General features: G+C 63.0%; 16 protein-coding genes and 1 pseudogene. 11 read left to right on the forward strand and 6 right to left on the reverse strand.

Annotated features, from left to right (window positions below; translation table 11 throughout):
- The first annotated feature begins 5 nt into the window (after window positions 1-5).
- The 7 genes from tolR (at window position 6) to queC (ending at window position 5,720) form a co-directional block, all read left to right on the forward strand.
- Window positions 6-458, forward strand: a complete 453-nt coding sequence (gene tolR, locus B2790_RS08685; RefSeq protein ID WP_003254760.1) for a protein TolR — start codon at window positions 6-8, stop codon at window positions 456-458.
- Entirely contained in the window at window positions 458-1,555 is a 1,098-nt protein-coding gene (gene tolA, locus B2790_RS08690) for a cell envelope integrity protein TolA (RefSeq protein ID WP_038408274.1), read from the forward strand. Before tolR ends, tolA begins: the two co-directional genes overlap by 1 nt.
- Before the next feature lie 26 nt (window positions 1,556-1,581).
- Window positions 1,582-2,853: a Tol-Pal system beta propeller repeat protein TolB gene (gene tolB, locus B2790_RS08695; protein WP_038408273.1), complete on the forward strand. Its 1,272-nt coding sequence runs from the start codon at window positions 1,582-1,584 to the stop codon at window positions 2,851-2,853.
- A 53-nt stretch (window positions 2,854-2,906) separates the two neighbouring features.
- Entirely contained in the window at window positions 2,907-3,407 is a 501-nt protein-coding gene (pal, locus tag B2790_RS08700) for a peptidoglycan-associated lipoprotein Pal (RefSeq protein ID WP_003254755.1), read from the forward strand.
- 6 nt (window positions 3,408-3,413) lie between these two features.
- Window positions 3,414-4,220, forward strand: coding sequence for a tol-pal system protein YbgF (gene ybgF, locus B2790_RS08705; protein ID WP_004375252.1), 807 nt, complete (start codon window positions 3,414-3,416; stop codon window positions 4,218-4,220).
- Between the two features lie 160 nt (window positions 4,221-4,380).
- On the forward strand, window positions 4,381-5,028 hold the full coding sequence (gene queE / locus B2790_RS08710) for a 7-carboxy-7-deazaguanine synthase QueE (RefSeq protein ID WP_015271468.1): 648 nt from the start codon (window positions 4,381-4,383) through the stop codon (window positions 5,026-5,028).
- Window positions 5,029-5,045: 17 nt separating this feature from the next.
- Window positions 5,046-5,720 (forward strand): 7-cyano-7-deazaguanine synthase QueC, encoded by a 675-nt coding sequence (gene queC, locus B2790_RS08715; protein WP_013973801.1) that lies wholly within the window; start codon window positions 5,046-5,048, stop codon window positions 5,718-5,720.
- Between the two features lie 280 nt (window positions 5,721-6,000).
- On the opposite strand, the gene B2790_RS08720 is transcribed toward queC, so the two are convergent.
- The 4 genes and pseudogenes from B2790_RS08720 to B2790_RS08730 all read right to left on the reverse strand — a co-directional run bounded on the left by B2790_RS08720 (window position 6,001) and on the right by B2790_RS08730 (window position 10,598).
- Window positions 6,001-6,960 carry a cation diffusion facilitator family transporter gene (locus B2790_RS08720; RefSeq protein WP_075046059.1) on the reverse strand — a complete coding sequence of 320 codons (960 nt, stop codon included), beginning with the start codon at window positions 6,958-6,960 and terminating at the stop codon, window positions 6,001-6,003.
- A gap of 155 nt (window positions 6,961-7,115) precedes the next feature.
- The gene (locus B2790_RS24975) at window positions 7,116-7,871 is read right to left on the reverse strand and encodes a methyl-accepting chemotaxis protein (protein WP_414708576.1); all 756 of its coding nucleotides are present in this window, start codon (window positions 7,869-7,871) and stop codon (window positions 7,116-7,118) included.
- Window positions 7,872-7,973: 102 nt separating this feature from the next.
- A pseudogene (locus B2790_RS24980) lies at window positions 7,974-9,179 on the reverse strand (HAMP domain-containing protein); the annotation flags it as partial.
- Between the two features lie 66 nt (window positions 9,180-9,245).
- The gene (locus tag B2790_RS08730; RefSeq protein ID WP_075046057.1) at window positions 9,246-10,598 is read right to left on the reverse strand and encodes an APC family permease; all 1,353 of its coding nucleotides are present in this window, start codon (window positions 10,596-10,598) and stop codon (window positions 9,246-9,248) included.
- 445 nt (window positions 10,599-11,043) lie between these two features.
- Between B2790_RS08730 and B2790_RS08735 the strand changes: the two genes are divergently transcribed.
- Window positions 11,044-12,552 (forward strand): YdgA family protein, encoded by a 1,509-nt coding sequence (locus tag B2790_RS08735; RefSeq protein WP_286918637.1) that lies wholly within the window; start codon window positions 11,044-11,046, stop codon window positions 12,550-12,552.
- Window positions 12,553-12,849: 297 nt separating this feature from the next.
- Window positions 12,850-13,908 (forward strand): quinolinate synthase NadA, encoded by a 1,059-nt coding sequence (nadA, locus tag B2790_RS08740; RefSeq protein WP_003254747.1) that lies wholly within the window; start codon window positions 12,850-12,852, stop codon window positions 13,906-13,908.
- Between the two features lie 79 nt (window positions 13,909-13,987).
- Here nadA and B2790_RS08745 read toward each other — a convergent pair whose 3' ends face one another.
- Window positions 13,988-15,424, reverse strand: coding sequence for a M48 family metalloprotease (locus B2790_RS08745; protein ID WP_025340255.1), 1,437 nt, complete (start codon window positions 15,422-15,424; stop codon window positions 13,988-13,990).
- Window positions 15,425-15,546: 122 nt separating this feature from the next.
- Between B2790_RS08745 and B2790_RS08750 the strand changes: the two genes are divergently transcribed.
- Both B2790_RS08750 and B2790_RS08755 read left to right on the forward strand, forming a co-directional pair.
- Complete coding sequence (locus B2790_RS08750) at window positions 15,547-15,786, forward strand: sulfurtransferase TusA family protein (RefSeq protein ID WP_004375233.1); 240 nt, start codon at window positions 15,547-15,549, stop codon at window positions 15,784-15,786.
- Between the two features lie 19 nt (window positions 15,787-15,805).
- On the forward strand, window positions 15,806-16,876 hold the full coding sequence (locus tag B2790_RS08755) for an AI-2E family transporter (RefSeq protein WP_075046054.1): 1,071 nt from the start codon (window positions 15,806-15,808) through the stop codon (window positions 16,874-16,876).
- 124 nt (window positions 16,877-17,000) lie between these two features.
- Here B2790_RS08755 and B2790_RS08760 read toward each other — a convergent pair whose 3' ends face one another.
- Window positions 17,001-17,474: a peroxiredoxin gene (locus B2790_RS08760; protein WP_286918638.1), complete on the reverse strand. Its 474-nt coding sequence runs from the start codon at window positions 17,472-17,474 to the stop codon at window positions 17,001-17,003.
- Window position 17,475: the final 1 nt, after the last annotated feature.

Here is a 17,475-nt window from a genome sequence, read left to right on the forward strand (position 1 = left end):
AGCCCATGGCCCGAGTTCGCCACAAACGCAAGCCCGTCGCCGAGATGAACGTGGTGCCCTACATCGACGTGATGCTGGTACTGCTGGTCATCTTCATGGTGACGGCGCCCATGCTCAACCAGGGCGTGAAGGTAGACCTGCCCAAGGTTTCCAGTGAAGCCTTGCCGCAGGACAACAACGTCCAGATCCTCACCATCTCCATCAAGGCCGACAAGACCTACTACTGGAACCTCGGCAGCGAAGTCGATACCGACAAGCAGATGGACAAGGCCATGACCTTGCCTGCCATGACCGACGCGGTGACCAAGATCATTGCCGCCGGCCGTGACCAGGGCAAGCAGACCCAGGTGTTCATTCGTGGCGACAAGGCTGTCGACTATGGCGCGGTCATGGGTGCCATGGGCGGGTTGCAGAAGGCCGGTGTCGGTAACGTTGGCCTGATTACCGAGGCGCCCTGATGCAACAGCGAGAGCCATCCGCCTCGGAAAGCTACTTCTGGCCCAGTATCTGGGCCATCGGCCTGCATGTGCTGGTGTTCGCCCTGCTGTTCGTCAGTTTTGCCATGACGCCTGAGCTGCCGCCATCCAAGCCGATCGTCCAGGCTACCCTGTACCAGCTCAAGTCCAAGAGCCAGGCGACCACCCAGACCAATCAGAAGATTGCCGGGGAAGCGAAGAAAACCGCTTCGCGCCAGACCGAGGTCGAGCAGCTGGAACAGAAGAAGGTCGAGCAGGAGGCCGTGAAGGCCGCGGAACAAAAGAAAGCCGACGCCGCTCAAAAGGCCGAAGAGGCTCGCGAGGCCGCCGAAGCCAAGAAAGCCGAGGCAGCTGCCGAAGCCGCCGAGGCCAAGAAAGCCGCCGAAGCCAAGAAGGCCGAAGAGGCGAAGAAGGCTGCCGAGAAGCAGCAGGCCGACATCGCCAAGAAGAAGGCCGAGGAAGAAAAGAAAAAAGCCGAAGAAGAGGCCAAGAAAGAGGCCGCTGAAGAGGCGAAGAAACAAGCCGCCGAGGACGCCAAGAAAAAGGCGGCCGAAGAGGCCAAGAAGAAAGCAGCCGAGGACGCCAAGAAGAAGGCGGTAGCCGAGGAAGCGAAGAAGAAGGCAGCTGAAGAGGCCAAGAAAAAGGCCGCTGCAGATGCCCAGAAGAAAAAGGCACAGGAAGCGGCCCGCAAGGCGGCGGAAGACAAGAAAGCCCAGGCCCTGGCCGAGCTGTTGTCCGACACTACCGAACGGCAGCAGGCGCTGGCCGACGAGCAGGGTGACCAGGTGGCCGGCGACTTCGACGACCTGATCCGCATGCGCGCGGCCGAGGGCTGGGCACGTCCGCCTTCCGCGCGCAAGGGCATGACGGTGGTCCTGCAGATCAACATGTTGCCGGACGGTACCATCACCAGCGTCAGCGTGGCCCGGTCCAGTGGTGACGGCCCGTACGACAGCTCGGCGGTGGCAGCAGTGAAGAACATCGGTCGTCTGACCGAGATGCAGGGTATGAAGCCGAGCGATTTCAACCAATATCGTTCGTTCAAGATGACATTTACACCTGAGGATCTAGCGTTGTGATTAAACGTCTGAGAGGACTGCTGGTCATGCTGTGCTGCGTGGCAGGCATGGCCGTGGCAGAGGAAAAGAACATCCTGGTCACCAGCGGCAGCGACCGGGCCACGCCCATCGCGGTAGTGCCGTTCGGTCTGCAGGGCGGCAGCGTGCTGCCGGAAGACATGGCCGACATCATCGGCAACGACCTGCGCAACTCCGGCTACTACTCGCCGATTCCGCGGCAGAACATGATCAGCCAGCCGTCGCAGGCCAGCGAAGTGATCTTCCGTGACTGGAAAGCGCTGGGCGCGCAGTACGTGATGGTCGGCAGCATCGTGCCGTCGGGCGGTCGCCTGCAGGTACAGTACGCGCTGTTCAACGTCGCCACCGAGCAGCAAGTGCTGACCGGTAGCGTGGCGGGCAGCGTCGACCAGCTGCGCGACATGGCGCACTACATTGCCGACCAGTCGTTCGAGAAGCTCACCGGCATCAAGGGTGCGTTCTCCACCCGCATGCTGTACGTGACGGCCGAGCGCTTCTCCACCAACAACACCCGCTATACCCTGCAGCGTTCGGACTACGACGGTGCACGTGCGGTTACCCTGCTGCAATCGCGTGAACCGATCCTGTCGCCACGCTTTGCTCCGGATGGCAAGCGCATCGCCTATGTTTCGTTCGAGCAGAAGCGCCCGCGCATCTTCGTCCAGCACATCGATACCGGTCGCCGCGAGCAGGTCACCAACTTCGAAGGCCTGAACGGTGCGCCAGCCTGGTCGCCGGACGGTACGCGCCTGGCGTTCGTGCTGTCGAAGGACGGCAACCCGGACATCTACGTGATGAACGTGGCTTCGCGCCAGATCAGCCGTGTCACCGCCGGCCCGGGCATCAACACCGAGCCGTTCTGGGGCAAGGATGGCAACACCCTGTACTTCACCTCCGACCGTGGCGGCAAGCCGCAGATCTACAAGCAGTCGGTCGGTGGCGGTGGTGCCGAGCGTGTAACTTTCGTGGGTAACTACAACGCCAACCCGAAACTGTCGGCGGACGAAAAGACCCTGGTGATGATCCATCGCCAGCAGGGCTTCACCAACTTCAAAGTTGCGGCCCAGGATTTGCAACGCGGAAGTGTAAAGATTCTCTCGGAAACGAGTCTTGATGAGTCTCCCACTGTTGCGCCAAACGGCACCATGCTAATCTACGCCACCCGCCAGCAGGGCCGGGGAGTCTTGATGCTCGTGTCGCTTAATGGCCGCGTGAGGCTCCCACTTCCTACCGCTCAAGGCGAAGTCAGAGAACCGTCCTGGTCCCCTTACCTGAACTGATTGCGGCGTAATACTTTTGCTTAACACACTGGGGTTTCATTAGGAGTTTCACGATGGAAATGCTGAAGTTTGGTAAATTTGCTGCGCTGGCTCTGGCCATGGCCGTAGCTGTAGGTTGCTCCTCGAAGGGCGGTGACAACGCAGGCGAAGGCGCTGCCGTAGATCCGAACGCTGGCTACGGTGCCAACACTGGCGCTGTTGACGGCTCCCTGAGCGAAGAAGCTGCCCTGCGCGCAATCACCACCTTCTACTTCGAATACGACAGCTCGGACCTGAAGCCAGAAGCCATGCGCGCTCTGGACGTTCACGCCAAGGACCTGAAAGCCAACGGCAACCGCGTTGTCCTGGAAGGCAACACCGACGAGCGCGGCACCCGCGAGTACAACATGGCTCTGGGTGAGCGTCGTGCCAAGGCCGTTCAGCGCTACCTGGTTCTGCAGGGCGTTTCCCCTGCTCAGCTGGAACTGGTCTCCTACGGTGAAGAGCGTCCGGTTGCCACTGGCAACGACGAGCAGTCCTGGGCTCAGAACCGTCGCGTAGAACTGCGTAAGTAAGTTCTTATGCGTATGTGCCGCCGTGTAGTAACCGTCCTCGCACTCAGCCTGCCGCTCGCGGCCTGGGCTGAGGTCCCTGTAGTTGATGACAACGCAGGCAGCTATCCGCCTGCGGGTTATGGCACGAGCGGCGCCTATGCCGGGTCAGGGGCTTCGGCCCCTGCCTCTGCACAGGGCCAGCTGTTCATGCAGCTGCAACAGATGCAGGATCAGCTTTCCCGTCAGCAAGGCATCATCGAAGAGCTGCAGAACGATGTGTCGCGCATGAAGCAGGAAAACCTGGAGCGTTACCAGGACCTGGACCGTCGCATCAACAGTGGCGCCGCGCCTGCCGCGACCCCTGACAATTCCTCCGGTGGTGGTGCATCCAATGCCGCCCCCGATGCAGCAGCAGGTGCTGCTGCGCAACAACCGGCCGCCAGTAGCGAGCCCGGTGATCCGGCGAAAGAAAAGCTCTACTACGATGCCGCTTTCGACCTGATCAAGCAGAAAGACTTCGACAAGGCCAGCCAGGCGTTCAACGCCTTCCTGCGCAAGTACCCCAACAGCCAGTACGCCGGCAATGCCCAGTACTGGTTGGGTGAAGTGAACCTGGCCAAGGGCGACCTGCCGGCTGCCAGCCAGGCCTTCGCCCAGGTCAGCCAGAAGTATCCGAAGCACAGCAAGGTGCCGGATTCGCTGTACAAGCTGGCCGACGTCGAGCGCCGCATGGGCCACACCGACAAGGTCAAGGGTATTCTGCAGCAGGTCATCACCCAGTACCCCGGCACCTCGGCCGCGCAACTGGCCCAGCGTGACCTGCAGAAGCTCTAAGCAGTACCGCTTGAAAGAAACCCGCGCTTGTCGCGGGTTTTTTCGTTAGAATCACTGCCCTTTTTTCGTAAACACGCTGCTGCGGATAACGCTATGTCGAGTCCGCGACAGTGCCTGACGGAGGCGGGCAGCCTGTTTAGCTGTCACGCCCGTGGCGAGCATGCAAGACACATTACGCATCACCGAAGTCTTTTACTCCTTGCAGGGTGAAACGCGAACGGCTGGGTTGCCCACGGTATTCGTGCGCCTCACCGGTTGCCCCCTGCGCTGCCAGTACTGTGACAGTGCCTATGCCTTCAGTGGCGGTACCGTCCGCACCCTCGATTCGATCCTTGAGCAGGTCGCCGGCTTCAAGCCGCGCTACGTCTGCGTCACCGGTGGCGAGCCATTGGCCCAGCCCAACGCCTTGCCGTTGTTGCAGCGCCTGTGTGACGCCGGTTACGAGGTGTCGCTGGAAACCAGCGGCGCGCTGGATATTGCCGGCACCGACACCCGCGTCAGCCGCGTGGTCGACCTGAAGACCCCTGGCTCCGAAGAGTCGCACCGTAACCGCTACGAGAACATCGAGCAGCTGACCCGCAACGACCAGGTCAAATTCGTCATCTGTTCCCGCGAGGACTACGACTGGGCGGTCTCCAAGCTGATCCAGTACAACCTGGCCGAGCGTGCCGGCGAGGTGCTGTTCTCGCCCAGCCACCACCAGGTGAACGCCAGCGAGCTGGCGGACTGGATCGTTGCCGACAACCTGCCCGTACGCTTCCAGCTGCAGCTGCACAAGCTGCTGTGGAACGACGAACCCGGACGTTGATTGAGGAGCAAGCACACATGACCGACAAACGCGCAGTAATCCTGTTGTCCGGCGGCCTGGACTCGGCCACCGTGGTCGCCATGGCCAAGGCCGAAGGCTACAGCTGTTACACCATGAGTTTCGACTACGGCCAGCGCCACCGCGCCGAACTGAACGCCGCCGCCCGCGTTGCCCGCGACCTGGGCGTGGTCGAGCACAAGGTTATTGGCCTGAACCTGGATGGCATCGGCGGCTCGGCATTGACCGACAGCAGCATCGACGTGCCGGAAACGCCGGGTGAAGGCATCCCGGTCACCTATGTGCCAGCGCGCAACACCGTGTTCCTGTCCCTGGCCCTGGGCTGGGCAGAGGTGCTGGAAGCCCGTGACATCTTCATTGGTGTGAATGCCGTGGATTACTCCGGCTACCCCGATTGCCGCCCCGAGTTCGTCGAAGCCTTCGAGCGCATGGCCAACCTTGCGACCAAGGCCGGCGTCGAAGGGCAGGGCTTCCGCATCCAGGCGCCGCTGCAGAACATGAGCAAGGCGCAGATCGTGCAGGCCGGTATGGCTCGCGGCGTGGACTACAGCCTGACCGTTTCCTGCTACCAGGCCGACGATGACGGCCGTGCCTGCGGCAAATGCGACAGTTGCCGCCTGCGTGCCGACGGCTTCAAGGCCGCCGGAGTCGAAGATCCGACGCGGTATTTTTGAAAAAAGTTTGATGGGGTATTGATTTCCCGTTAGAAATCAGTATTATACGCGCCATCCAACGGGTCGTTAGCTCAGTTGGTANNAATCCTACACGACCCACCATATGCAGTACGTCAAAGCCCGCTACCGGTAACGGTGGCGGGCTTTTTCGTTTTCGGCTGCTTGTACTGGCCTCATCGCCGGCAAGCCAGCTCCCACAGGGCTTGCGCATGACTCGAGGCTAATGCGGTCGAGGTGGGAGCTGGCTTGCCGGCGAAAGGGGCGCAAAGCGCCCCCAGGCTTATTCAGCCCACTCTGGATCCCCGGTAAATACCACGGTCAGCCAACGGTCCGGCCCTTCACCACCCACGGCATCACCGATCTCGTTACGCCACGCATCCCATTCATCGATGGTTTTCGCGGCCATGGCCTTCGGCACGATGAAATACAGTTCGATCTCCCGCGAGCGCCCGACCTTGGCCACATAGGCGCGGTACGACTGCAACCCATGGCGTGCGACGAAGGCTTTGGCGACTTCATCCACGTGCAGCTTGAGGTCGCCAGGGGTCACCAGGAAAATTTCCGAAAGGGCCTGGCGCACCACCGACATCGGCAACGGCACGATCACCAGGCAGACCAGCGCCAGCACCGCCGGGTCGATATACGGCGACACCCACTCCAACGATGTGCCCTGCACCGCATAGCCAAAGCAGAAGGCGATCAGCAGCGCGGCGGTGATGCTGGCCGACATCACCCAGCCCTTGACGTCCATGCGCACGAAGTCCGAGCCGAGCTTGCGGTTGGCGCGGGCCTCGACAATGGCGATGGTCACGCAGGCGATCACGGTCAGCACCGCGTAGACCATGGCGATGCCGAACTCCAGGTGACGCCCGCCTTGCAGCAGGCTGCTGACGGCGTTGATCAGCGCATAGATGGCCACGCCGCTGAGCAGGATGCCGTTGAGTGCCAGCACCATCGGCTCCAGATGCCAGAAGCCCATGGTGAAGCGCTCGCGCAACTTGCGTGACATCTGCACGCTGGTGGTGTGCGCGGTAATCAGCCTGACCACCACCAGCGACAGCCCGCTCATGCTGGCATCGACCAGCGAATAGACGCCGTCGAACACGATGGAGAACGAGCCGGAGGCCAGGCCGAAGGCGATGCCGATGATGGCGATGAACAGGGTGACGGCGATCGAGGTGCGTAACAGGCCCTGTTCGCTGGTGATGTCGAAGAAGGTGGGGCGGGTTGGGTTTTGCATAGGTTGTGCTCGATAAAATCAATAATGCTGTATTGCCTGTTGGGGCCTCTTCGCGGGCTCGCCCGCTCCCACAGGGTATGGCGCCACCCCGAAGGGCCGGGCATTTCCTGTGGGAGCGGGCATGCCCGCGAAGAAGGCGCACTGGCCCTGACAGGTTAGACGCGGAACTGCTCCATCAGCGCCTGCTGCTGGTTGGCCAGCCGGTTCAGGGCCTGGCTGATCCGCGCTGACTCATCGGCCTGGCCTGCCAGCGATTCGGTCACATCGCGAATGCCGGCCACATTACGGTTCACCTCTTCGGCTACGGCGCTCTGCTCTTCAGCCGCCGAGGCAATCTGCAGGTTCATGTCGCTGATCACCGCCACTGCCTCGCCAATACGTTGTAGCGCCGGCAGCGCCTGTTCCATCCGCGCAGCGCTGTCCTGGGCCTGGCGCTGGCCTTCGTGCATGGCACCCACCACATCCTGGGTGCCTTGCTGCAAGCCTTCGATGACCTGGCGAATTTCCTCCACCGACACCTGGGTGCGCTGGGCCAGGCCACGCACTTCATCGGCCACCACGGCAAAACCACGCCCGGCTTCGCCTGCACGGGCGGCTTCGATGGCGGCGTTGAGTGCCAGCAGGTTGGTTTGCTCGGCAATGGTGCGGATCACTTCCAGCACCGAACCGATCTGCCCGCTGCGGCCTTCCAGCGCGCGTGCCTCGCCCATGGCGGTGTTCATGCCGGCGGCCAGGCGGTCGATGCCCTGGCGGGTGCTGTCGATCAGTTGCAGGCCCTCGCGGCTGGCTTGGTCGGCAGCGCGCGCGGCCTGGGCCGCCTTCGAAGCGTTATGGGCGACATCCAGAGCGGTGGCGCTCATTTCATTGGCGGCGGTGGCCACCTGTTCGATTTCGCGGTGCTGTTGCTGCATGCCGTTGCTGGTCTGGCTGGCGATGGCTGCGGACTGGTCGGCGGTGCCGCGGGCTTCCTGCAGTGAGCCTTTGACCTGGGCTATGACCGGCTGCAGTTTGTCGAGAAAGCGGTTGAACCAACCGGTGAGCTGGCCCAGTTCGTCCTGGCGGGCATACTCCAGGCGGCGGGTGAGGTCGCCTTCGCCGCTGGCGATGTCTTCCAGGCGCGCGGCCACGGCCAGGATTGGCCGGGTCACCCCGCGCGCGGTCAGCCACACCAGCAGCAAACCGACTACCGCAGCGCCCAGGCCAACCAGCAGGCTGGTGAGGTTGGCGCTGTGGTTGTGCGCATCCAGGCGCTGGTTGAGGGCGACGGCAGGCGCCTGCAGCACGCTTTCCGGCAGTTCCAGCAATACCTGCCAAGGGGCGGCATCAGGGATTGGCGTGAACGGGTGGGCAACACGCAGCAGGCCGTCGGCTACCGCCTCGTCCATGGGCTCGCCGAGCTTGCTGTCGTCGCGGCTGTTGCCGGCCAGCAGGCCGGCTGCGCTGGCGATACTGACCTGGCCCTGGCCGTCGAACAGCTCCCGGCGCCCGTCCAGGCTCAGCTGTTGCAGGTTGGCCAGGCCGATGTCCAGGCCGACCACGCCGACCACCTTGCCGTGCTCCAGCAGCGGCAGGGCGATGCTGGTCATCAGCACCTGGCGGCCATTCACTTCGTCGAGGTATGGCTCGAGCATGCAGGTTCTGGCAGTGTCCTGCGGGCAGGTCAGCCAGCGGTTCTTCGCCACGCCGTTGATGCCGATGCTGGCGTCACCGAGCATCGATTCCGGCATGGCTTCAAGCTCCAGGGTGCCGGGGCGGGGTTGTGACCAGTACAGCGAGAAGCGCCCGCTCTCATTGCTGCCCATTGCATCCTGGCCGAGGTACTGGCTGTCCGGGTCCAGGGCGTTGGGCTGGAACACCAGGTACAGGCCGATCACGTCCGGGTTGCCGGCCAGGCTGGCGCGGGCCTGACGCGTCAGTTCGGCGCGCAGGTCGTTGCCGCCACGGGCCTTGAGCACCTGCACCAGGCGGGCAAAGCCATTGCCGTACTGGTAGGCGTCCATGAAATAGCGCTGGATGCGCAGGGCCTGGGTTTCGGCATGGGCCTGCAGGCGCAGGCGTGCGCTGCTGTCGAGCATTTCGGTGTTGGCCTGGTTGACCAATGCCGCGCTGCGCCGCGCCTGGGCCAGCGATGTGGTTACCAGCAGGGCGACAATGGCCAGCAGGCACAGGCCGGCGAGCAGGGTGATCTTCCACTGGATGGAGAGGCGACGCAGCGGCATGAGGGCTTTCCTTTTCGATCAAATGCAACGCCCGCGATCAGGCGCGGGCGTTGTCGGCAGCATGGGTCATTCAGCGATGTAGTTGGGCGGGGAGTCCCTGAAGGCTTTGGTCAGCCAGGCCAGGTACAGCAGGCCGAGCAGTGCCCAGACGCCACCGAACAGCAGCGAGTGTGCGTTCAGGTCCAGCCACAGCGAGACGATGATGCAGAAGCCGATGGTGGGTGCCACCAGGTAGGTCAGCTGGTTGGCCAGGCCCTGGCGCTTGCCTTCGCGCAGGTAGCAGTGGTTGATCACCGACAGGTTGACGAAGCTGAACGCGACCAGCGCACCGAAGTTGATGATCGAGGTGGCGGTGACCAGGTCGAAGAAGATAGCCGACAGCGAAATCAGCCCCACCACCGCGATGTTCAGCACCGGCGTCTTGTAGCGCGAGTGCAGGCGGGCGAACAGGCTGGCCGGGATCACGTTGTCGCGGCCCATCACGTACAGCAGGCGCGACACGCTGGTCTGCGAGGCCAGGCCCGAGGCGATGGTGTTGATCACGGTGCAGGCGATGAAGATCGACTGGAACAGCTTGCCGCCGACGTACAGGGCGATTTCCGGCAGTGCCGCTTCCTGGTCGTGGAAGCGGGACATGGTCGGGAAGTAGGCCTGGATGAAATACGACACGGTGATGAACACCAGGCCGCCAATCAGGGCGGTGAGGAAGATCGCGCGAGGGATGGTCTTGCCCGGGTCGCGGGTTTCTTCGGACAGGCAGGTGACCGCGTCGAAGCCGAGGAACGAGAAGCACAGGATGGTCGCACCGGCGGCCAGGGCGCTGAGCTGGGTCTGGTCGTCGGCGAACGGCAGCAGGCTCCAGGCGGTACCCAGCCCTTCACCCTGGTCCAGGCCGCGCACGCACAGGTAGATGAACACGGCGATGATCGCCACCTGCACAGCCACGAACAGCAGGTTGAAGTGCGCCACCAGGTTCACGCTGCGCATGTTGATCAGGCTGATCAGGGTGACGAAGCCGGCCACCCACATCCACTCCGGTACTTCCGGGAACATGGCCGAAAGGTACAGCTTGGCCAGCAAGGCGTTGACCATTGGCAGCAGCAGGTAGTCCAGCAACGACGACCAGCCGACCAGGAAGCCGACGTGCGGGTTGATCGCGCGCTGGGTGTAGGTATAGGCCGAGCCCGACTGCGGGAAGCGCCTTACCAGGGTGCCGTAGCTCACGGCGGTGAACAGGATCCCGGCCAGTGCCAGGATGTAGGCGCTGGGTACGTGGCCGGCAGTAATCCCGGAAACGATACCGAAGGTGTCGAACACGGTCATCGGGGTCAGGTAGGCCAGACCGATGATGATCACGTGCCAGAGACGCAGGGTTTTACGGAGTTGGCCGTTGCCGGAAGCGCTGTGGTCAGGCTGCATGCTGGCATGGCTCCTGCGGCTGGGCGTAAACGGCGGGCACGGTGTACTGCGCATGCGGCAAGGGCGAGCGGGTGGGCTCCATGTTGTTCACCTTTATTGTTGGAGCAGCGGGGACGCGGGGGAGCGCGCAAAGTGGTGAAAATAAAAAACGATGGGTAGCTTAGTGTCAAGTTAAACATGACAAGATGTTGCTGGATTGAAATATTTATCGATTAAAGTGGGGTTTTGTTCGGTTTTTGCGCGTTTTTTTGCGGTTATGATCAATTCTGGTGTTCGCAAAAATTAACGAATGCCGGTTTCCCTTGGAAGGTCTGTCAGGCGTTTCCCAAAAACCGGATTTCTCGAGCCTGGCCAGCGCCAGGGCTGGGCTGCAGTGGTACTCTTGGCGTCCTGTGTGGCCCTTGGCCGCCTACGAAGCCCATATGGACAGCAATCGGTTCTATTCATGAAGAAATCAGTTGGCATCCTTTCCGGCCTGGCTATCGCCATCGCCGTCGCAACCACCGCTGGCGCCTGGTACACCGGCAAGCAGCTGCCTGCGGAGCTGGACAACGCCCTGGTCCGCAGCAACGCGGAACTCAAGAAGGCCCTGGTGAGTACCGGTGGCAGCATGAGCATCGAACGCGTGTCGCTGGAGCAGCATTTCTTCAGCAGTACCGCCCAGTACCGGCTCAAGGCCCGCGATATCAACCTGGGCGAAGGCGAAGTGTTGAATTTCGACGTTGGCGTGACCGACCAGATCGAGCACGGCCCGTTCCCCTGGTCGCGGGTAAAGGCACTGAAGCTGATGCCGGTGCTGGCAGTCAGCAACAGCACGCTGCAGAAGGACGACGCCACCGCGCCGTGGTTCGCCGCAGCGGGCGAGCAGGCCCCGGTCAGCGCGCAGACCAGCCTGGGCTACGACGGCAATGTGGTCAGCCAGGTGCAGCTGGCACCGGTCAAGCTCGACGAAGCGGATGGCAACAGCCTCGATTTCTCGGGCATGCAACTGCAAGTCAGTGGTGACCAGGAAGGCAAGGCCTCGAGCTTCCACGGCCAGGCCGATCGGTTCGTGATGAAACTGGTACGCGATGACCAGCCGCCTGCTACCTTCGAGCTCAATGGCCTGAAGGTCGGCGGCCAGCTGGCGGCCACCGCGCACCAGGCCATCTACGTAGGCAACGTCGACTTGGCGCTGGCCGAAACCAAGGTCACCCTGGGGCCCAAACAGCAGGTGCTGGTGGTCAAGGGGCTGGAGCAGAACGCCCTGCAAACCCTTGACGGCCCGGATACCGTGGGTGGCCGCGTGGAGTACAAGGTAGGGGATATCACCTGGGATGGTCGTGCGGTGGGCAAGGCGCAGATGGCGGTGAGCATCACGTCGGTCAACGCGCCGGCGCTACAGGCGCTGTCGACGTGGTACCAGGCGCACCTGCCGGAATTCGAGGCCGCGGCTGCCGCTGGCCAGCCGGTGCCGGAAATCCAGATGGATGATGAGGAGAAGGCCAGGTTCCAGGGCGAGCTGCAGAAACTGCTGGCTGCCAAGCCCCGGGTAGCGGTGGAAAACCTGTCGTTCAGGACCGCCAATGGCGAAAGCCGCTTTGACCTGTCGATGGGCTTCTCCGCCCCGGCCAGCTTCGACCTGCCGCCTGACCAGTTGAGCAAGCAACTGATCACCGAGGTGAAGAGCAAGCTGTCGTTGTCCAAGCCGATGATCGGTGACCTGGCAACCTTGCAGGCACTGCTGGATGGCCAGACCGACGCCCAGGCCATTGCCATGCAATCGAGCCAGGCCGGGGAAATGGTCGGCATGATGGCGCTGCAGAGTGGCATGGCCACCGTGCAGGGCAATGATGTGGTGAGCAGCCTGCACTATGCCGACGGCATGGTCGACTTCAACGGCAAGAAGATGACCGTGGAAGAGTTCGCCATGCTCATGGCGGCGCAGCTGGCGGCCCTGTCGCCGCAGGGCTGATCGGCGAAGCCTGTACCGGCCCTATCGCCGGCAAGCCGGCTCCCACAGGATTATTATTGCCAGCAACATTTGTGCAATCCCTGTGGGAGCTGGCTTGCCGGCGATAGGGCCAGCCCAGGCAACACAAAAACCACTTTAGAAATCGCTGGATTGTCTGTAGCCTTCGGCCTCCGATAATAATCCGCGCCCGCAGAGGGCCGTGGCGGCCTTCGTGCCGTCCGGCACCCTTAGCCGATCTGTCAGGGCCGGGTGATACACTCGATTTGACGCGCGCACGCGCCTGCAGGTCCAGCGATCATGACCCAGATTTCCGAACGCCTGTTGGTTCAGGCCCACCTCGACGCCAAGCAGCCAAACCCGCTGACAGCCGAGCAGGAGGCCGAATACCGTGCGGCCATCGCTGCCGAGCTCAAGGCCCAGAACGCCGTGCTGGTCGCCCACTATTACTGCGACCCGGTCATCCAGGCGCTGGCCGAAGAAACCGGCGGCTGCGTGTCCGACTCGCTGGAAATGGCCCGCTTCGGCAAGAACCACCCGGCCGAAACCGTGATCGTTGCCGGTGTGCGCTTCATGGGCGAAACAGCGAAAATCCTCACCCCGGAAAAGCGCGTGCTGATGCCCACCCTGGAGGCCACCTGCTCGCTCGACCTGGGCTGCCCGGTAGAAGAGTTCTCGGCCTTCTGCGACCAGCACCCCGAGCGTACCGTGGTGGTCTACGCCAACACTTCCGCTGCCGTGAAGGCCCGCGCCGACTGGGTGGTGACCTCGAGCTGCGCACTGGAAATCGTCGAAAGCCTGATGGACAACGGCGAAACCATCATCTGGGGCCCGGACCAGCACCTGGGGCGTTACATCCAGAAGCAAACCGGTGCCGACATGCTGCTGTGGGACGGTGCCTGCATCGTTCACGAAGAGTTCAAGTCGCGCCAGTTGGCCGACATGAAGGCGCTGTACCCGGATGCGGCGATTCTGGTGCACCCCGAGTCGCCGGAAGCGGTGATCGAGCTGGCCGATGCGGTGGGCTCCACCAGCCAGCTGATCAAGGCTGCCCAGACCCTGCCGAACAAGACCTTCATCGTCGCCACCGACCGCGGCATCTTCTACAAGATGCAGCAGCTGTGCCCGGACAAGGAGTTCGTCGAAGCCCCCACCGCCGGTAACGGCGCGGCATGCCGCAGCTGTGCGCACTGCCCGTGGATGGCGATGAACACCCTGGAGCGTGTGCTGGATTGCCTGCGTAATGGCACGAACGAGATCTTTGTCGACCCGGCGCTGGTGCCGAAGGCGATCAAGCCGCTGAACCGGATGCTGGACTTTACCCAGGCAGCGCGCCTGAAGTTGTCTGGTAACGCCTGACGATATACCGCGTCGCTTTCTTCGCGGGCACGCCCGCTCCCACAGGTACAGTGGGAGCGGGCGTGCCCGCGAATGGCCCTCAACGCCCCATCATTTCCTGAACCATGCGCTGCTGCTCCATGATCTCGCGCTGGCGCTGGTCAATCTGTGCTGCCAGCGGGAAGTTCCCACCCGACCGGCGCTTGGCGTAATCCAGCTGCTGGATGGCCTGGTCGAAATCGCCCACCAGGGTGAAGTACTCGGCCCGCGCCCGGTGCAAGCCAATGGTATTGCCCGAAAGGCCCCGCACTTCGGCCATGTCGTACCACACGTCCGGGTCATCCGGCCGGCTCTTCACCAGTTCGTTCAGCACCTTTTCCGCCTCGGCGGGCTTGTTCAGCTTCACCAGCAGATCGGCACGCACCTGCTTCAGCGGGTAGTTGCCCGGGTACAACCCCTGCATGCGTTCGGCGCGCTGCTGCGCGTCGGCCAGGCGGTTGTTGGTGATGTCCAGGTCGATCTGCGCCAGGTTGTAGGTAATGTCGTTGGGCGCCTTGGCCAGCAGCGGCTTGAGCAGTTCACGCGCCTCGTTCAGCTGGCCGCCCTTGATCTGCGCCAGGGCCAGGCCGTAACGCGCGGCGTCCAGCTTGGGGTCTTCGTCCAGCTGGGCGCGGAAGCGTTTGGCCGCCAGCCCCGGGGTGCCTTCGTAGGTCAGCGCCACCCGGGCACGGATCAGCTGGTAGCGCATGCTGTCCTCGACGCCGCCCTTGGGGGCCTGCTCGGCGCGGTTGCGGGTGTCGGCGATACGCGATTCGGTTACCGGGTGGGTCAGCAGGAACTCCGGCGGCTTGGCGTCGTAGCGGTACTGCCGGGCCAGGCGCTCGAACATGGTCGGCATGTTGCGCGGGTCGTAGCCGGCCTTTTCCAGGTTCTGGATGCCGATGCGGTCGGCTTCCTGTTCGTTCTGCCGCGAGAAGCGCCGCTGTTCCTGGATCGCCGCTGCCTGGGTGCCGGCGATCACACCGATACCGGCATCACCGCCGCCACCGGCCGCCAGCACGATACCGGCCAGCAGCGCTGCCATCATCGGCAGTTGCATGCGCTGCTGGGCCTCTACGCCGCGGGCGAAGTGGCGTTGCGACAAGTGCGCCAGTTCGTGGGCCAGTACCGAGGCGTACTCGCCTTCGGTCTGGGCGTTGAGGAACAGCCCGCCGTTGACCCCGACGATGCCGCCGGGGGCGGCAAAGGCATTGAGCTCGCGGCTATCGATGAGGATGAATTCCAGGCGGCGGTCCTGCAGCTGGCTGGTTTCTGCCAGGCGGTACACGCTGGTTTCGACGTAGTCCTTCAGCTGCGGGTCGTTGAGCTGGTTGACCTGGCCGCGCAGCAGGCTCAGCCAGGCACGGCCGAGCTGGTGCTCCTGTTGCGGCGAGACGATCGCGGAACTGGCATCACCCAGTGATGGCAGGTCGTCAGCATGGCCGGGAAGGGCCAACAGGCAGGCCAGCGTCAGCAGGGTAGGGCGCAGTAGATTCATGCATGAAGCTCGCGTCGGTCAAAGATACCTACTGTAGCGGGCTCACACGTTGGCGACCAGTGGCGCTATCCTAGCCGGCCAAATCCAGATACAGCCTGGCAATGCCTTTGGAGAGCCCCGCAATGAGTGAAACCCTGACCTGTGACGCCGAACTGGACGCCAGCGGGCTGAATTGCCCTTTGCCGCTGCTGAAGGCCAAGATGGAGCTCAACCGCCTGGCCAGCGGCGCGGTGCTCAAGGTAATCGCCACCGACGCCGGCTCCCAGCGCGACTTCCGCACTTTCGCCCAGTTGGCCGGTCATACCCTGCTGCGGGAAACGGCCGAGGCCGGTACCTACACTTACTGGCTGCGCAAGGCCTGAGTCTTTCCAAGGATCGTCAATGTTCAAAGTGCTTCGCGACTGGATGCAGCGCTACTTCTCCGATGAGGAAGCGGTGGTGCTGGCGGTCCTGTTGTTCCTGGCTTTTAGTGCGGTACTCACCCTGGGTGGCATGCTTGCGCCGGTGCTGGCGGGCATGGTGCTAGCGTTTCTGATGCAGGGGCTGGTCAATGCCCTGGAGCGCTTGCGGGTACCCACCCGGTTGGCGGTGATGCTGGTGTTCGCCCTGTTCATGGGCGCGCTGGCGGTGTTCATGCTGGTGCTGGTGCCGCTGCTGTGGCACCAGTTGATCACCCTGTTCAACGAACTGCCGGGCATGCTCGGCAAGTGGCAGTCGCTACTGTTGCTGTTGCCCGAGCGCTACCCGCACCTGGTGTCGGACGAGCAGGTGCTGCATGCCATCGAGTCGGTGCGCGGGGAAATCGGCAAGTTCGGCCAGTGGGCGCTGACCTTCTCGCTATCGAGCCTGCCGCTGCTGGTCAACGCCATGATCTACCTGGTGCTGGTGCCGATCCTGGTGTTTTTCTTTCTCAAGGACCGCGAACTGATCGGCCGTTGGGTCAGCGGCTACCTGCCACGCCAACGCAGCCTGCTGAACCGGGTGGGCAGCGAGATGAACCGGCAGATCGCCAACTACATCCGCGGCAAGGGCATCGAGATCCTGATCTGCGGCATCGCTACCTACATCGCCTTCATCAGCCTGGGGCTCAACTACGCCGCGTTGCTGGCATTGCTGGTGGGGCTGTCGGTGGTGGTGCCTTACGTGGGCGCGGTGGTGGTGACCGTGCCGGTGACGTTGATCGCATTGTTCCAGTGGGGCTGGGGTGACCAGTTCATCTACCTGATGACGGTGTACGCGATCATCCAGGCGCTGGATGGCAACGTGCTGGTGCCGCTGCTGTTCTCCGAGGCGGTGAGCCTGCACCCGGTGGCGATCATCTGCGCGGTGTTGCTGTTTGGCGGGTTGTGGGGGTTCTGGGGGATCTTCTTTGCCATCCCGCTGGCGACGCTGATCAAGGCTGTGCTGGATGCCTGGCCGCGGCAGGAGCCTAGCGTTTCGCCGATGCTCTGAGTGCAATAGGGGCCGCTTTGCGGCCCATTCGCGGGCGCGCCCGCTCCCACATTGATCGGTGTACGCGGGACCTTGTGGGAGCGGCCTTGTGTCGCGAAAGGGGCGCAAAGCGCCCCCAACGATCTCAAGCCTTGTTCAGGGCCTGGGCAGCAGCCAGTACTGCATCTACATGCCCGGGCACCTTCACCCCGCGCCATTCCTGGCGCAGCACACCGTCCTTGTCGATCAGGAAGGTGCTGCGGTCAACGCCCATGTATTCCTTGCCATACAGCTTCTTCAGCTTGATCACATCGAACAGCTGGCACAGGGCCTCGTCCTTGTCGCTGATCAGCTCGAACGGGAAGCCTTGCTTGGCCTTGAAGTTCTCGTGCGACTTGATGCCATCGCGCGACACGCCGAACACCACGGTGTTGGCTGCGGCAAAGGCATCGTGCTGGTCACGGAAACCCTGGCCTTCGGTGGTGCAGCCTGGCGTGCTGTCCTTCGGGTAGAAGTACACCACCACTTGCTGGCCCTTGAGCTCGGCCAGGCTGACGGTTTGCCCGCTGGTGGCCTGGGCCTGGAAGTCGGCAATGGGTTGGTCGAGTGCTACGGCCATG

This window comes from Pseudomonas sp. UBA6753 (assembly GCF_002453565.1).
Taxonomy (GTDB): domain Bacteria; phylum Pseudomonadota; class Gammaproteobacteria; order Pseudomonadales; family Pseudomonadaceae; genus Aquipseudomonas; species Aquipseudomonas putida_Z.

Excerpts from the sequence above, each read along its gene's own strand:
- B2790_RS08720 (WP_075046059.1), bottom strand. The coding sequence starts at position 6,960 with ATGCAAAACCCAACCCGCCCCACCTTCTTCGACATCACCAGCGAACAG.
- ybgF (WP_004375252.1), top strand. The coding sequence starts at position 3,414 with ATGCGTATGTGCCGCCGTGTAGTAACCGTCCTCGCACTCAGCCTGCCG.
- queE (WP_015271468.1), top strand. The coding sequence starts at position 4,381 with ATGCAAGACACATTACGCATCACCGAAGTCTTTTACTCCTTGCAGGGT.
- B2790_RS08745 (WP_025340255.1), bottom strand. The coding sequence starts at position 15,424 with ATGAATCTACTGCGCCCTACCCTGCTGACGCTGGCCTGCCTGTTGGCC.
- B2790_RS08735 (WP_286918637.1), top strand. The coding sequence starts at position 11,044 with ATGAAGAAATCAGTTGGCATCCTTTCCGGCCTGGCTATCGCCATCGCC.
- B2790_RS08755 (WP_075046054.1), top strand. The coding sequence starts at position 15,806 with ATGTTCAAAGTGCTTCGCGACTGGATGCAGCGCTACTTCTCCGATGAG.
- B2790_RS08730 (WP_075046057.1), bottom strand. The coding sequence starts at position 10,598 with ATGCAGCCTGACCACAGCGCTTCCGGCAACGGCCAACTCCGTAAAACC.
- queC (WP_013973801.1), top strand. The coding sequence starts at position 5,046 with ATGACCGACAAACGCGCAGTAATCCTGTTGTCCGGCGGCCTGGACTCG.
- tolR (WP_003254760.1), top strand. The coding sequence starts at position 6 with ATGGCCCGAGTTCGCCACAAACGCAAGCCCGTCGCCGAGATGAACGTG.
- tolB (WP_038408273.1), top strand. The coding sequence starts at position 1,582 with ATGCTGTGCTGCGTGGCAGGCATGGCCGTGGCAGAGGAAAAGAACATC.
- pal (WP_003254755.1), top strand. The coding sequence starts at position 2,907 with ATGGAAATGCTGAAGTTTGGTAAATTTGCTGCGCTGGCTCTGGCCATG.
- B2790_RS08760 (WP_286918638.1), bottom strand. The coding sequence starts at position 17,474 with ATGGCCGTAGCACTCGACCAACCCATTGCCGACTTCCAGGCCCAGGCC.
- nadA (WP_003254747.1), top strand. The coding sequence starts at position 12,850 with ATGACCCAGATTTCCGAACGCCTGTTGGTTCAGGCCCACCTCGACGCC.
- tolA (WP_038408274.1), top strand. The coding sequence starts at position 458 with ATGCAACAGCGAGAGCCATCCGCCTCGGAAAGCTACTTCTGGCCCAGT.
- B2790_RS24975 (WP_414708576.1), bottom strand. The coding sequence starts at position 7,871 with ATGCAGCAACAGCACCGCGAAATCGAACAGGTGGCCACCGCCGCCAAT.
- B2790_RS08750 (WP_004375233.1), top strand. The coding sequence starts at position 15,547 with ATGAGTGAAACCCTGACCTGTGACGCCGAACTGGACGCCAGCGGGCTG.